Source organism: Streptomyces sp. NPDC051219 (assembly GCF_040682335.1).
Taxonomy (GTDB): Bacteria; Actinomycetota; Actinomycetes; order Streptomycetales; family Streptomycetaceae; genus Streptomyces.
The window spans coordinates 1-14,179 of sequence record NZ_JBFBAS010000044.1 but is presented as its reverse complement, the minus strand read 5'-3'; the positions used below and the strand labels follow the sequence as shown (position 1 = coordinate 14,179).

Sequence of the window (14,179 nt, the reverse complement as noted above, 5' to 3'; positions counted from 1 at the left end):
CGGCACCACAGCCGCAGTGCCTTGGCCTGCCGTTCTTCCCCGCAGCTCGTGGAGGGTCTTCATGCCCCGGCCGGAGTCCGCCTTCGCAGCTGCTGGCGGCTCTCTCCAACTCCGGTGGTCGTGGCACTACTTGGCTCCGTCACCGCTGTTGTACCCGACGTTACCACCCTGCCGACCGCCACGGTCTCCACGCCACGCGAGAGGGGCGTTCGGACTTCCCGTCTCCGTGCAACATCGGCCGTATCGATGAAGGTGGTCCAGCCGCCAGCGCCTCGTGGTTGATCTGCGCGCACCGGCGTCGCCACTGACTGCGGGCTCCGAGTTGAGCGTCATCGTGCCGATGCAGAGCCTGCTCACCGTCACGCCGGTGCGGCCGAGGGTCCGATATGGCACAGGCAGGCTCCAACCTCACCTATGCAGGTGCTGGTCGGTGCGTTCAGGCGCAGCCGCCAGCCGGGAAAGCAGATCTCGGGTGGCCTGGACAGTGTCGGCGAGTTCCTGCGCGCGACGTGCCTCGATCTCCAGGACAGGCACGAGCGCCGGTCGCCGACGCAGGCAGAGCCTGAGTGCGTCGATGACGTCGGCGTCGACGATCTCGCCGTTAACGCCGAGACCGTAGCGACCCTCGCTGCGGAAACTGAGCTGGAGATGGGACACTGCCGCCAGCTGCCGCGGTTGCAGGAAGTCCGCGGGGCGAAAGCCGGCCTTCCACGCCGACTTGACGTCGACCACGAGTCCCAGCGCGCAGCCGAATTCGACGAGATGGTGATCGACGTCGTCGGGCGTGCTCACCAGGCCGTAGCTGACGTTCTCCAGGCAGTACCGCACTCCGTACGTCTCGGCCAGGCCGATCAGCTGCCTGGTGGTGCGCACGTAGTTGGAATCGAACGCCGAGCCCTCGGTCACCAGGTGACGCGGCGGCCCGTGGGACACGTATGCCGGTGCGCCCAGCAGCCTGGCTGCGTGCAGATACCGCTCGAACTGCTGGGTCGCCCAACGGCGTTGCCGAAGGTAGGGCGTGAAGAGCAGATTCTCGAAGCCGAACACGTACGGGTGCAGAGAGGTGACGGTGAGCCCGAGGCCGGCGCACCGGGCACCCAGATCCTGGAGGAATCGCTCGTCGAGCTCCGCCTCGCACTGCAGATAGATCTCGACGTCCCGCACGCCCATCGCGTGCAGCAGGTCGACGGACTCCTCGGTCACGACGTCGAAGTGGTACGTGCAGCCGGTCGAGGCCCCCAGGCGCAAGCCGTCGTCGTGCTGATCAGGCACGGGGACCCGCTCCCTGCATCCGGTCGATCCCGGCCTGGATCGTCGCCGCGGACTTGGCGAACGTGAACCGCACGAGCGTGTCACCGTCCCGCTGGTGGAAGTAGACGTCAGCGGGAATGCCCACGACGCCCAGCCGGACGGGGCTCGTCCGGCAGAACTCACGCGCATCGCGATACCCCAGCGGCGCGCAGTCGGCGAGTACGAAGTACCCCCCTTCCGGTGCCGATGCGGTGAAGCCGCACCTGCGCAGACCGCCCAGCAGGAGATCCCGTCGCCGCTGGTAGTCGGCAGCCAATGCGGCGAAGTAGTCCGGCCCCAGTCTCAACCCCTCGGCCACCGCGGTCTGGAACGGGGCGCCGAAGGCGAACGAGAGGTACTGCTTCACCTCGTGCACCCGATCGACCATCCGGGCAGGGCCGCTCACCCACCCGACTTTCCACCCGGTCACGGAAAACGACTTGCCGGCCGAGGAGACCGTGAGCGTCCGCGGCGCCATCCCGGGCCGGGAGGCGACACACCGGTGGCGGTGCCCGTCGAACACGATGTGCTCGTACACTTCGTCAGAGATCACGGTCAGGTCATGCTCGACCGCAAACCCGGCGAACTGGTCGAGGAGTGATTCGTCCCAGACCCGGCCCGACGGGTTCCCCGGAGTGTTGACGATCACGGCCTTCGTACGGCGGGACACGGCTGCCGCGGCGGCGACAAGATCGGGGCCGCCGCTGACCGGTTCCCACGGCACGAACACCGCAACGCCGCGGGCGAGCCGTACCGCGGCGGGGTAAAGATCGTAGAACGGCTCAAAGATCAGGACCTCGTCGCCGGGCTCGAGCAGGCCGAGCAGGGCGGCCGTGATGCCCTCGGACGCTCCGGCGGTCACCACGATCTCGCGAGCGGGGTCGAGTTCGATGCCGTAGTAGGCCGCCTGGTGACCGGCGACGGCCTCGCGGAGCGCGGGCAGCCCGAGGGTGGGGGGATACTGGTTGGCACCGGACCGGATGGCCGCGCACGCGGCCTCCATCAGCTGCACCGGCCCTGGCTCCTCCGGAAAGCCCTGTCCGAGGTTGACAGCCCCGCAATCGACCGCCAACTGCGACATCTCGCTGTAGATGCTGGCGCTCATACCAGGAATCCGGACGTCGACTGCCGGGGATTTTGCAGGCGGGCGAACGGCCCGGTGGGCAAGCCGCGGAACGTCTCCTCATCACCGCAGGGCAGGGCGTTACGGCGCAGGTAGTCCCGCAGGTCGTGGGCGACGTCGGTCAGCCGGCCGGTCAAACGTCCCTCACGCAGGCCGAGCACGACGGTGTCCTCCCGCGGCGCGTCGAGCTGCGGCTCCTGGTCCACTGTCAGCAGTACGAGTGTGCGACCGGGTTCGGGGGGCGGTACCGGCTCCCCCGGCTCCCACCGCTTCACAGTGGTGTCACCCACGGCCACTGCACCACCGTCGCGCAGGGACCAGTGCACGCCCTTCCAGGCCAGTTCCTCGCACCAGCGTTCGAGCAGGTGATCGACGAGTCGCGCGGCCTGCGCCGCGTCGACCGGCTTGGCCGTCAGCGGCTTGATCGGCTTGGCGGGAACACCACCGGCGAGCACGTCCGCCGGCAGGCTCCGGGCGACGACGGCCCCCGCCGCCACGATGGTGTTGGCCTCGATGTGTACGCCCGGCAGGAGCGTGACATGGAATCCCAGCCACACGTTCGAGTCGACCCGGATCGGCGCGAAGTCCGCCGAGTAGCCGTCGAGGAGGCGATGGCCGAAGTGGAAACCATGCGTCCACATGGTGAGGTTGCAGCCCGACCCGACCTGATCGGCGAGCTCGATCGGGAAGTTGGCATTGAGGATGCTGTGGGGGCCGAGCGCGACCCGGTCACCGATGCGCACGTGCGCCGTGGAGGCATTGGTCCCGCCGTAGCCAACCGCGGAGTCGTGGCCGAAGTAGAACAGTTTCCCGGCGCGGAAGGATCGGCAGGTGATGTTCACACGCTGCTCGATCCGACCGGCGGTACCGATCTCGAACGCATCGGCGACCAGGACCGCGGCACCGGCGAGCAGCTCGGTGCCCGCACCGATGACGATCGAGCCGGACCGCAGGTCGCATCCAGCGCCGATCCGCACCCCGTCGCCGAGCCGCAGCCGGTCGGCGACCACGGTGGCGCCGTCTGCCACTTCGACATCGGTACCGACCTCGATCAGTTCGCCGAGCCAGGCCCGTACGCCCTCCCCGACCGTCGCGCCCGCGTCACGCAGTTGCTGCGCACCGGCCAAGCATGCCTCGTCCATCAGTTCCCTCCCGCGTACGACCGGAGCCAACCAGAGCTTCCCGCGCGGAAGTAGCTGACGTGATCCCGCCACGGCACCGCCTGGAGCGCGCCATAGTTGTCGAGGATCACCAGGCGCTCATCGCGGGGCGCGTTGAGGGCGTCGACGCAGTCGGCGCCGAGGAATTCGCGGTGATCGGCGACGATCAACACCGTCCGGGCCCGCGCGACCTGCGACTGCACGTCGGTCGCCGCCACGGCGGCGCCCAGCTTCGCGTCGATCTCCGCGGCGGTGTACATCGGGTCCCAGACCGTGGTCTCGATGCCGGCCTCCAGGAGCCGGGTCACGATGGCGCGTGCGGGGCTGAGGATGTCGACCTTGATGTTGCCCTTGTACGCGATGCCCATGACGAACACCGGTCCGCCGCCGCTCGCCGCCTCCGCAACGAGCCGGCGGATACGTTCGTCGGTCTCCACAGCCGCCTCGAGCAGCGACAGCTCCTTCGGCTGCGGCGCGCCGAGCAGAAGGTACCGGCTGGCCAGGGGGATGCAGTAACCACCGGTACCGAAACTCGGGTGGTAGGTGCCGACGTTCCACTTGGTGCCCGCGAGCCTGAGCACTTCCACCATATTGATGTCGGGGAAGGCGAGGGTCAGCTGGTTGGCCAGGCTGATGTCCATGTGCCGGTACGCGTTCTCCACGCACTTGACCAGCTCGCCCTCGAGGTGTCCCGGTGCCTGGTGCAGAGTGTCGTTGACGAGTTCGAGGATGCTCGCCGCCGAGCGGCTGGAGAACTGGTCGTAGCCGGCGTAGATGCGATCCAGCTCCCGCATGCCGTGCCCCTCGGCGAGGAACCAGTCCCGGCGCGGGGCGAGAGCCAGGCCGAGATCACGGCCGACCTCCAGTCCGTGTAACCGCAGGATCGGCACGATCAGCTGGCCGGTGGTACCCGGCGTCAAGGTGGACTCGACGATGACGATCGGGCAGCGGCCCCTGAGCTCGCCGTGGGCGATGGCGGCTGCCAGCTCCTCGAAGACCTCCCGCAGCGACTCCTGATACGGCGCCCCGTCCCGCTCGGTCGGCACCGCGATCATGTGCACCCTGCAGCTCGAACTGAGTACCGTTTGACTGTCGCTCGATATCGCCACGTCCAGCGCGGGCTCCGTCGCCCTGCGCTGGGCTATTCGCTCCGGGTCGGGATCGTAGCCCGCGATCTGCACCCCCTTGGCGGCGAAGGCTTCCACGGTCGACCAGCCGATGTATCCCAGGCCCCACACGGCCAGCCGGATCCGGCGATCGCCCAGCAGTTGCCCGTAGTCGGTCTCCTCAGATGTTGTGCTCACGTTCGCCTCCGGACGGCTCGGTGCCGAGTAGTTGCGCGAGTGCGTTCGCGGTATGCGAGCCTCCGACGCACCGCGCGAGGTACAGACCCTCGGCCGCGGCCAGGCCGCACAGGGATCCCAGGGCCGCATTGCGTACGTGTGCACCGTCGAGGTCGAGATCACGAAAGCCCTGTCCGTCGTAGCTGTACGCGCGCAGCGCCGCCTTCTTGCGCTGCTCGTGGCCCGCAATGGGCAGGAAGATGTTCGGGACGAAGGTCAGGTAGTTGAGCACCCGGTGCTCGTTCGGGCCGAACTGCAGCAGGGCTGTTGTCGGCCAACGCCTGCTGGAGGCCGACGTTGCCCGGGCCATCCGGACGTGGTCGCCGTGCGAGTCCCCGGGCCAGTGCCCGATGACGACATCCGGATTCAGCGCGGCGACGGTCTTGTCGATGAGTTCGACCACCTCAAACTCGGCGACCTGCTCCACCTGTCGGATCGCCGGATCGGCCAGCCATTGCAGCCGGTGCCCGAGGATGGTTGCGGCCTCCTCAGCGGCGGCGACGCGGCGCCCCACCAGCGCGGGACGTGACTCCGACGCCGAGAAGAACGCCACCGTGACGTCGATTCCGCTGTCCGACCACCGGGCTATGGAGCCGCCCACAGCCAGTTCCGCATCGTCGGGATGGGCAGCGAGGACCAGCACACGGGTCATGTCGATCCCTTGCGAGCGTTCGCCAGGACAGCTCCGAAGCTCGCCAGGTAGGCCGCGAACTCGTCGCTGGCGCTGTCCCCGGTGCCGGCCACGGCTTCGGCGAGGCCGGCGCACCGGTCGACGAAGACGGGGGCTCGCACCCCTCGCACTGAAGCGCCCTGCATGGCGACCTTGACCCAGGTCGACTGGTACATGTTGGCGCCATCGAGGTGGGCCTTGGTCAGGTCGGACTGGGAGAACCTGCTGTAGGCGCAGTTGGCCCCGGTCAGGTCGGCATCACGCAGGTCGGCCGCCACGTACGCCTGGACCAGGACCGCGTTGACGAGGTTCGCCCCGCGCAGGTTCATCGCCCTCGGCGGATCTCCCGTGATCATCGCGCGGTACAGGTTGGCCTGCCGCAGATCGCAGTCCTGCATGTTGACGTCTCGCGCGACGAGACACCGGCCGGTCAGGCCCGCCATCGCCGATCCCGAGAGATCCGACTCGACGATGTGCAGGTTCTCCGCGTGCGCTCCCTCTGCGTCCAGCCCTCGCAGAGAGCACGACACAATCTTGGCGTTCGACAGCGTGGCCGAGCGCAGGCGAGCATCGGAGAGCACGCATGTCCGCCACGTCGTGTTCGAAAGATCCGCGTTGTCGAGGTTGATGCCCAGCACCGTCACGTCGGTGAAGTCCGCGCCGATGACGTGCATCGAGTCGGCCGTCCAGCTGTCGCCGCGGACCTGGTCGAGCCGCAGCCGGGGCAGCACCGCCGCGTCGAGCCGCAGCGCCCGGGCTCCGGTGAGGCGCTGCAGGCATAGTCCCTGCCCGGAGGCGCCTTCGAGGGAGGCTCCGCTCAGATCCGACTTCACGATCGACAACTGGTCCAGCAGCGCCTGCTCCAGACTCGCGTCGATGAGCAGGCACTCGTTGATGAGGCAGCCTTGCAGGTTCGCGCCACTGAACCGTCCCCCGCTCAGGTCGCACTGGTAGAAGGAGGAGCCGGCGAGCTGCGCGCTGGACAGCAGTACGCCGCGCATGCTGCAGCCGTGGAACAGCGTTCCGGTCGCATCGCGCAGCCGGGAGAGGTTGGCGTCGTCGAAGTTGCATGTCTGTGCGGCGAGGGCGTGGACGTAGGCCGATTCGAGGTTGGCCCCGCGCAGGTCCGTACGCTCCATGCCCGGGCACACCATCGTGATCTCGCTGAGATCGGCGTCGCGCAGGTTGGTGCTGTGCAGGCTCGCCCGGCTGAGCGTGGCCCGCCGCAGGTTGGCACCGGCGAGATTGAGACCGCTGAGGTCGGCCTCGCTCAGATCCAGCCCTCGGCCGGTGGACGCGACGAGTCGTTGGGTGCACTCGGAGAGTTCCTCGAGCACCAGGGCACGTTCATTCGGCTGAGATCCCGACAGCCGTTTCAACAGATTCGTATGCTCTGTCAACATTGCGCTCCTTGGCGTCGTAACACCAGTCAACGTCAGTTGCCTGCCAAGCGGGTCGAGGTGAGCCGGTCGAGCAGTTCGGGCCGGCTCGGCCCTGACGTGAGGACTGCCGTCGGCGCCAGCTGGGCGGCGTACGTCAGCAGGTCCCGGTCACGGGCGAGGACGGTCGGATCGTCGAAGAGGTGAATGCGACGCTGGACCGCCCGGTAGAGCTTCGTGTCCTTGGCGGCCTGTGCGTAGGCCACCTTGCGGATGAAGAGAGGGTTGTCGAGGTTCGTGACGTCACGGTCCTCCCCCGCCGCGAGCCGGGCACGCTCGGTGTCCTCGGCCGCGGCTGCCTGGTAATACGGCAGCGAAAACCGCGACAGCGTCGCGACAATGTCGGCGGTGCCGGCCGGGGTTGGTGCCTGGCCACGGTTCAGTGCCTCGGCTATGAGGCGGGCGTGGTGCAACGCCATCGACACGCCCCAGCCATGTGTCGGATTGGTGTGGCACAGTGCGTCACCGATCGGGATCACGCCGCCGACGGCGGTAGTCGGCCCGTGGCGGACGAAGGTGTTGCTCAGACCGCCGATCACGTACACGTCGGAGATCGGTTCGGCCAGGGCCAGCCACTCGCCCAGCACCGGCATGCAAGACGCGGCCCGGGTCCAGGCCTCGGCGTCACGCAGGACGCGCAGCTCTTGGTCTGTGGGCGCGATATTGAGGGTGACGACGAAGGAGTCGCGGTCCTCCTCCAGTACGGAGAACCGCAGGTAGCCCAGATCACCCGCGGGCCCGAAGTGCCACTCGCTCGCCGGTGGTCGCGCAGCCCCCGTGAACCGGAAGTGGCGGGCGTAGTATCGGGTTCCGGAGTACAGCCACGACACCTCCGCAGCGGCGGCGCCAAGTTCCACCGACCAGGCCGTGACCCTCGACTTCCGGCCCGTGGCGTCCACCACCCAGGGGGCCCGGAAGGTCCCGCCGTCGCCCGTCCCCACGCCCGCCACGCCGGGAACACGCCGGCCGTCACAAGCCACGAGGCCGACGCCGCGCCTACCGGCGGCGATGTCGATGTGGTCCTCGACCTCCACCGCACGGCGCAGCGCCCACTCGAAGACCGAGCGCCGGACGAGGATCGCCACCAGTTCGTCGTCTTCCGGCTCGCGCTCCGCCGGGGGGATGTGCGTGCCGAAGTCGCGCTCGCCCGCACCGGCGGCCGCCAGCGTCCGCAGCACATCGGGCGCGCATTGTCGGAGCGTACGACGTGCTAGTGCGTGGATCGCGTGGCCGTGCCCGAACTGGGCGACTCCCTGCCGCGGCCAGCCGCGCAACGTGTAATCCGGGTTCACCGGCGCCGACGCCGCGTCCGCCTCGATCAGCTGCACGTAGTGTCCGCTGCGGGCCAGGAAGAGCGCCGCTGACAGACCGGCGATCCCACCCCCGAGGACCAGCACGTCGGCCATGTCAGGCCAGCCCAGAACTCAGGTCGGCCAGACCCGCCGCGTGCCGGTGGTCACGCTCTGGGCAGCTGCCGAGCGGATCGATGTGGATCGGCGTCAGGTCCGCGCCGTACGCTCCGCGAACGTCGCACCGCAGGCTGTCCCCGACATGACCGAGGATGCGCCGCGACTCACCCACCGCCCGCCTCGCGGCGTCGAAGATCAGGCGGCTCGGCTTCGTCGCCCCCACTAGCGTCGAGTCGCACACTGCCAGCACCGCGGGCAGTGGCCCCGTCCCCACCTGGCACACCTTTGTGTCGACGAGTTGACGCGCGACCGTGCCGTCGGAATCGGACACGATGGCGACGTCGACTCCGCCGTCCTGGACCAGCCAGCGCAGCTTCTCCACCGCCGACGGTATCGCGATCGACCACGGACGCCGCCAGACTTCATGCGCCGAGACGGCACTCTGGAGCGCGGCCCCGCGCAGGCCGAGACCCCGCCCGTACGCGCGCCGGTAGTCGAGGATGTCGCCCGAGCAGTCGAAGGCAGAGACCGCCTCGTAGTGCAGTGTCGCGTCATCGACCTCCGGCAGGGAGGCGCCCCAGGCCTCCAGCGCCTCGACGACCTCGGACGCGGCCGGCAGCAGCAGGACACCGCCGACGTCGAGCAACAGCACCGGGCGCGGTGCGACGCCGTGCGGAGGTGTCATGACTGCTGCCTCGTTCGCTTCAGGCCGCGCTCGCGCGCCATTCGCTGGACGCCGACCCGATCCACCTTCCCGGTCGGGCCCAACGGCAGCTCATCGATGACGTGCACCTCGTCGGGGAGCTTGAACCGGTCCATCTGCTGTCGCCCCCACTCACGCAAGGCGGCCCCGTCCACGCGCGCGTCGTGACGGAGCGTTACCAGCAGTACCGTCCGCTCGCCGAGCAGATCGTCGGGCACGCCGGTGGCCACGACCGCGGCGCAGGCCGGATGCCCGGCATAGACGCCCTCGACCTCCAGCGGGGAAATCTTGTTCCCGCCGCGGCTGATGATGTTCTTCGCCCGCCCCGCGAGCACGAACCGCCCGTCATCGCCACGTCGTGCGAGATCGCCGGTTCGAAACCACTCACCTGCCGTCGCCGCCGCTGTCGCGGCCGGATCGCCCAGGTAGCCCGTCATCCGAAACGGCGTACGGATCCACAGCTCGGCGACCTCCCCCGCAGGTGCGTCGCGCCCGTCGTCGCCCACCACCTTCGCTGCAACGCCGGCAGACGGGAACCCAATGCTGCCGGCCAGCTCACGGTACGCCTCGGGTGCGACGATGAAGTCGGAGGTACACGTCTCGCTCAGCCCGAAGACGTCCGTGATCCGGGCATGCGGCAGAAGGTCCGTCAGCCCCAGCCCGAGACCGGCAGCCAGGGGTTCGCCGCCCGCGATCCACAGCCGGGGTGCTCCCACAGCGCGCAGGCGCATCAAGGCGGACTCGTCCGATTCCGCTAGGAGCTTGCGCAGCATCGTGGGCACCACCGCCGTGCGATGGATGCCAAACCGTGCGAGTGCCTCGGTCATGCCCGCGACGGTGAAACGGGGCACCAGGTGGACGGTGCCGCCGGTCGCCAGCGTCAGCAGCGTCGTCCACTGACCGAAGCTGAAGTGCAGGTGGAGAACCTGGAGCAGGGAGGTACCCGGCGCGAACGCCAAGACACTGTCGATCGCCTCGAGCTTGCGGCAGAAAGCCCGATGCGACAGCACGACCCCCTTGGGTCGCCCCGTCGAGCCGGACGTGAAGATCACCAGAGCCTGATCCTCATCCAGCTCCGCGGGGTGCGCGGATCCGGCCTGCTGTAACCGGCGCACGCCGTGCTCAGGCGTGTCCACTTCGCCGTCGGGGAACCACTCGGACCGCAGGTTGTCCACCAGGGCGCAGGCCGCGGTGCGAGTGGCGACATCCTCGACCACGAGTGGGGGCGATGATCTGTGTACCGGCACCGCGACCGCGCCGCACAGCCATACGCCCACCTGCGCCGCAACGTCGGCCGGGGCGTTGCCCACCGCGACGAGCACGGCCGATCCGCGCTCCACCCCGCACCTGAGCAGATCATCCGCCACCGCATGCGCCCGGGCGCTGAGGTCGCGATACGTCAGCGACTCCCCGTCCTGACCGACGAGGGCCGTGGCGTCGGGCCAGTTCTCGGCCGCGGTGACGACGAGCTGGTCGAGTCGATCAGGAAACCGCAACATTGCCGCTCCTGCTCCAGTACCCAAACCTGAACGGGAATCCAGTGACCTCGGCGACCGAGTCCGCACCGAGCAACTGCATGCAGAGCCGGTCCAGGCCCAGGCCGAGCCCGCCGTGCGGCGGGCAGTCCTCGAGCACGTGCAGCAGGTCCTCGAACGAGGCGAGATCGATGCCGGCCACCGTCAGCACGTGCCGCTGCAACGCGGCGTCGTTGATGCGAAGCCCGCCACTGGCCAGTTCCATCCCGTTCATCACCAGGTCGAACGTCCACGTGTCGATGTTGAGCATGTCTCGCGGGCTGTCGGGCGTCCGCCGGGGCAGCGCCATAGGATGCCGGGTGAGCTTGATCGCCCCCTCATCGTCGCGCTCGGCCAGCGGGAAGTCGACGAGTAGGAGCATCGAGATCTCGTCGGGCCGAGTCCGAAGATCAGGGCGGTCGGTGCCGTACCGGCTGACGGCTTCCCTCGCCTGCATCCGCGGAAACGGCGCATCTGGACACGGCAGGTCCATTGCGGTGCAGACCCGGGTGATGAGCCGTTCCGTGACCGCAATCACGGCCTCCAAATCGCCCGTCTCCATCTCGATGTCCAACTGGACGAACTCGCGCAGAGAATCCTTCGTTCCCGGCTCGCGCACCTCCTGCCGGAAGCAGTGGGCGAACTGGTAGTACCGCTGGTACCCCCCGGCGATCAACATCTGCTTATACACCTGCGGCGACTGCGCCAACCACAGATGCTCGCCGGTGGAGGTCGTCGCGCTGATGTTGCCGACCCTGTACTCGTTCACCCACCGACCGAGCACTGGCGTGTCGAACTCACCAAAGCCCTCGGTCTGCAGTTGCTGATGTGCGGCAGCGCGGATCGCGTGCCGCTTGCGGAGATTTTCCCTAGTGCGTTCGCTCAGCAGGTGCGCGAACTGCGCCCCCACCGACTCGTGGTCGACCGGCGTGTCCTCGCGGTCGCTCCCGTTCACCGACGGCATTTCAGAGCCTCCCTGACGGCACAGACGACGCCCCGCGGCATGTTGTTGCGCAGCATGGGCCGGCAGGCCGTTCCGGATGCCGACTCATTCTGCGAAGTGCATCTGGAGTCCTTTGCCAGCGGCCGCGAACTACCGGCCAGCCACAGAAACGGCGCCCAAGCCGACGCCAGATCCGCTCCCTGTTCTCAGACAAGACACAGAACCCTAGGACCACAGCAAGATCGAACAGTCACAACACTGCTCCGCCACACCCTCATGGAAGCGGTGCCGCGCTGGCACCTGAGTCCAGAGGCAGTCACCGAGTTCGTCGGGAGCGAGCGTGGCCGGGATCCCGGCCACGCCTTCGGCCTACCGCGAGGGGGACGGAACACCAGCCACCCGCGGGTGACCACCTGCGGCGACAGCTAATTGCGGGGGAGGGGCGGGGGCGCTTCGCGGTGGCTCCGCCCTCCCTGGCAGCCGAATCCACCACGCTGTGCCCTACTACCGTCACTGCGAACGCGCCGACGCTCCCCCGTCGAGCCGCACCGTGACGTCCGCCCCGGCGGCCAAGTGCACAGCCCGACCGCATACCGAAAAGTAAACGCCCTCGACTGAGACAGGCGCTTATATGACTACCCGATACGCAGGTAATCACCGGGACGACTCCAGAAAAGACCATCGCTCCCCGGAATTACGGAGGACGCTCAGTCAAACAAGTCACGCAATTCTTCGCCAAGCTCACGCAGAACCGCCTGATTTGTTGCACCGATGTACGCCCCGCCGAAACGACCGAGCGTGAATGCAGCCTTGGCGGTGTTCTTGAGACCGCGACTCGCCGCCTGCTTGCCGACCCAGAAGCCAGCCCGATAAGCCCTCTCCGAAGCGGCGGCGACAGCAGGTGTTGCCACAGCCATGGCTGCAGCGTGACTCGTGGCCGCAGCACTGGCGGAGGCTGCGACCGCCGAACCGGCATAAAGGGCCCCGCAGGCCACGGCTGCCACTCCTGCCGTCGCACCAACGGTTTCACCGATCTTCGCCCCGAGCTTATTCTCCTTGAGGAACTCGCTCTCTTGCAGTTTTCGCTCGAGCCGCTGGGACCACTCCCATTCCGACACTGCACCCACCCCCTGACATCTGATACCTAATCAGTTTCTCGACATTTCATCACCGCGCAGACAGCCCCCTCGGCGCAGCAGATACAAGCTAACCCGCTACGCCCTTGCTGTCTATAAAAGTTGACGGTCAATAGGCCGGCTTGCCGCAGGGCATGAAACCGAAGTTTCTTTGCGGGGCAGAAGAGTTTGATGTGATCAGACCTAAGCCGTGTCCTATACAGTGGAACGCTAAGGCGTTTGTAGCAGCACAGGGCTGCAGCGATTCCCCGAAAACGCCAGGTAGTTGCGGCAATGGCGTTCGCAACGGGGGTTGAGCGGTGCTCGCCGGACAGCCGGGAGATGGTCCGCCCGATCCTTCCCCCTGGATGGCGCCGGTGCGCGGGCTGCCGATGCCCGCCCCGCGGAACCCGGGAGTGTCCGGGATCCGGGCGTTGTTCGAGTAGATCGGTCCCGCGCAGTCCAGACCCGACGCCGAAGCCCCAAGGTCCTCGTCGACGGCCACGGACTGGGAGTCGATCCCGGCTTGTCCGCTGGGCACCCGGACGGTCGTGTCCTTCAGGGACATCCAGTTCCCAACGCTGGGCGAGCGCAGGTCCAGTGTGCCGTCACGGTACAGGCGCAGATCTCGCACTCCCGCGCGGTACTGGCTCCGAGCAGGCTCATTCCCGTCAGCTCGCACTCCGTGAGTTCCAGTGCTTCGAGGCGCGTGCCGTCCGGGCAAGGAACCTCGAAAGCGGCACCGTTGAAAGCGGACCGAACTGTTCACATCCAGTTCTGCGAGATGGCACTCGCCCGTCATGTGCGCGGCACGCAGGCGCAGCCGGGCCAGGCAGCCCGGGAGCGGCGGCGGGGCGGACAGCAGCAGAGCGCGGAGGGCATCGCCGCGGGCCTCCTGCACGTCCTCGCACCACAGACCGCTGCGGTACGCCTGCCACTTGTGCTGCTCGCCAATTCCGCCTCCTGATCACCCGGATGTCTGCCCAGGCCCGCACGGAGAAGGTCGTAGCGAGATCGCGTGCTCGTCACACCGACCGGCGGCCCACAGTGGCACCACCGGCCAGTCCCGACCCGCAGCGGCGCCGACGGTCAGTCGCTGACTACTTCGAAGATGATGAACACGATCGCGCAGGCGAGGAACGTGACGCCTTGGACCTGACCCGCCGTCTGGTACAGCGCTTCGGCACCGTACAGGTCCCTTTGAAGGGCGAAAGCGAACCGTCCCTAAAAACTGAGCGGGAGTGAGTCCTGTTGCCAGGACCCATGCTCAGCCGCGTGCCCCGAACGGTGTTGGACACGCTGGTTCCCCGCTGTGACCACACGGCCGGTCGCCGCCCTCTGGGGGCTGGTTCCGTTACGTGTCCGGCGGAGTCCCTCACGCCCCCGGGTGCCCGATTCGGCCTGGACGTTCCGATGCCCGCCACCATCGCTCTGGTGGGTGCGGGGCGGTTTCGTCCGTCGCCGGATCGG

Annotated in this window: 12 protein-coding genes; 1 reads left to right on the top strand and 11 read right to left on the bottom strand. The window is 68.1% G+C overall.

Annotated features, from left to right (window positions below):
• Positions 1 to 408 precede the first annotated feature (408 nt).
• The 11 genes from AB0M62_RS30725 to AB0M62_RS30675 form a co-directional block, all read right to left on the bottom strand.
• A complete protein-coding gene (locus AB0M62_RS30725; protein WP_366077606.1) occupies positions 409 to 1,272 on the bottom strand; it encodes a sugar phosphate isomerase/epimerase in 864 nt (287 codons plus the stop codon).
• Complete coding sequence (locus AB0M62_RS30720; RefSeq protein ID WP_366077605.1) at positions 1,265 to 2,395, bottom strand: aminotransferase class I/II-fold pyridoxal phosphate-dependent enzyme; 1,131 nt, start codon at positions 2,393 to 2,395, stop codon at positions 1,265 to 1,267. Before AB0M62_RS30720 ends, AB0M62_RS30725 begins: the two co-directional genes overlap by 8 nt.
• Positions 2,392 to 3,555, bottom strand: a complete 1,164-nt coding sequence (locus tag AB0M62_RS30715; RefSeq protein ID WP_366077604.1) for a hypothetical protein — start codon at positions 3,553 to 3,555, stop codon at positions 2,392 to 2,394. Before AB0M62_RS30715 ends, AB0M62_RS30720 begins: the two co-directional genes overlap by 4 nt.
• Positions 3,555 to 4,877, bottom strand: a complete 1,323-nt coding sequence (locus AB0M62_RS30710) for a UDP binding domain-containing protein (protein ID WP_366077603.1) — start codon at positions 4,875 to 4,877, stop codon at positions 3,555 to 3,557. Before AB0M62_RS30710 ends, AB0M62_RS30715 begins: the two co-directional genes overlap by 1 nt.
• Positions 4,861 to 5,568, bottom strand: a complete 708-nt coding sequence (locus AB0M62_RS30705; RefSeq protein ID WP_366077602.1) for a PIG-L family deacetylase — start codon at positions 5,566 to 5,568, stop codon at positions 4,861 to 4,863. The genes AB0M62_RS30710 and AB0M62_RS30705 overlap by 17 nt, the downstream gene beginning before the upstream one ends.
• Positions 5,565 to 6,923, bottom strand: coding sequence for a pentapeptide repeat-containing protein (locus AB0M62_RS30700; RefSeq protein WP_366077601.1), 1,359 nt, complete (start codon positions 6,921 to 6,923; stop codon positions 5,565 to 5,567). Before AB0M62_RS30700 ends, AB0M62_RS30705 begins: the two co-directional genes overlap by 4 nt.
• Before the next feature lie 98 nt (positions 6,924 to 7,021).
• On the bottom strand, positions 7,022 to 8,431 hold the full coding sequence (locus AB0M62_RS30695; protein WP_366077600.1) for an FAD-dependent oxidoreductase: 1,410 nt from the start codon (positions 8,429 to 8,431) through the stop codon (positions 7,022 to 7,024).
• A gap of 1 nt (position 8,432) precedes the next feature.
• Entirely contained in the window at positions 8,433 to 9,119 is a 687-nt protein-coding gene (locus tag AB0M62_RS30690; protein ID WP_366077599.1) for a hypothetical protein, read from the bottom strand.
• Positions 9,116 to 10,636 carry a class I adenylate-forming enzyme family protein gene (locus AB0M62_RS30685; RefSeq protein ID WP_366077634.1) on the bottom strand — a complete coding sequence of 507 codons (1,521 nt, stop codon included), beginning with the start codon at positions 10,634 to 10,636 and terminating at the stop codon, positions 9,116 to 9,118. The genes AB0M62_RS30690 and AB0M62_RS30685 overlap by 4 nt, the downstream gene beginning before the upstream one ends.
• A complete protein-coding gene (locus AB0M62_RS30680; RefSeq protein WP_366077598.1) occupies positions 10,620 to 11,615 on the bottom strand; it encodes an amino acid--tRNA ligase-related protein in 996 nt (331 codons plus the stop codon). The genes AB0M62_RS30685 and AB0M62_RS30680 overlap by 17 nt, the downstream gene beginning before the upstream one ends.
• Positions 11,616 to 12,301: 686 nt before the next feature.
• Entirely contained in the window at positions 12,302 to 12,712 is a 411-nt protein-coding gene (locus AB0M62_RS30675) for a hypothetical protein (RefSeq protein ID WP_366077597.1), read from the bottom strand.
• Between the two features lie 781 nt (positions 12,713 to 13,493).
• Here AB0M62_RS30675 and AB0M62_RS30670 point away from each other — a divergent pair.
• The gene (locus AB0M62_RS30670; RefSeq protein WP_366077596.1) at positions 13,494 to 13,676 is read left to right on the top strand and encodes a hypothetical protein; all 183 of its coding nucleotides are present in this window, start codon (positions 13,494 to 13,496) and stop codon (positions 13,674 to 13,676) included.
• The last annotated feature ends 503 nt before the right edge of the window (positions 13,677 to 14,179 follow it).

What these genes read in the sequence shown, in the direction of transcription:
- AB0M62_RS30680 (WP_366077598.1), bottom strand. Translation starts at nt 11,615, where the DNA reads ATGCCGTCGGTGAACGGGAGCGACCGCGAGGACACGCCGGTCGACCAC.
- AB0M62_RS30705 (WP_366077602.1), bottom strand. Translation starts at nt 5,568, where the DNA reads ATGACCCGTGTGCTGGTCCTCGCTGCCCATCCCGACGATGCGGAACTG.
- AB0M62_RS30670 (WP_366077596.1), top strand. Translation starts at nt 13,494, where the DNA reads ATGGCACTCGCCCGTCATGTGCGCGGCACGCAGGCGCAGCCGGGCCAG.
- AB0M62_RS30685 (WP_366077634.1), bottom strand. Translation starts at nt 10,636, where the DNA reads ATGTTGCGGTTTCCTGATCGACTCGACCAGCTCGTCGTCACCGCGGCC.
- AB0M62_RS30715 (WP_366077604.1), bottom strand. Translation starts at nt 3,555, where the DNA reads ATGGACGAGGCATGCTTGGCCGGTGCGCAGCAACTGCGTGACGCGGGC.
- AB0M62_RS30695 (WP_366077600.1), bottom strand. Translation starts at nt 8,431, where the DNA reads ATGGCCGACGTGCTGGTCCTCGGGGGTGGGATCGCCGGTCTGTCAGCG.
- AB0M62_RS30690 (WP_366077599.1), bottom strand. Translation starts at nt 9,119, where the DNA reads ATGACACCTCCGCACGGCGTCGCACCGCGCCCGGTGCTGTTGCTCGAC.
- AB0M62_RS30720 (WP_366077605.1), bottom strand. Translation starts at nt 2,395, where the DNA reads ATGAGCGCCAGCATCTACAGCGAGATGTCGCAGTTGGCGGTCGATTGC.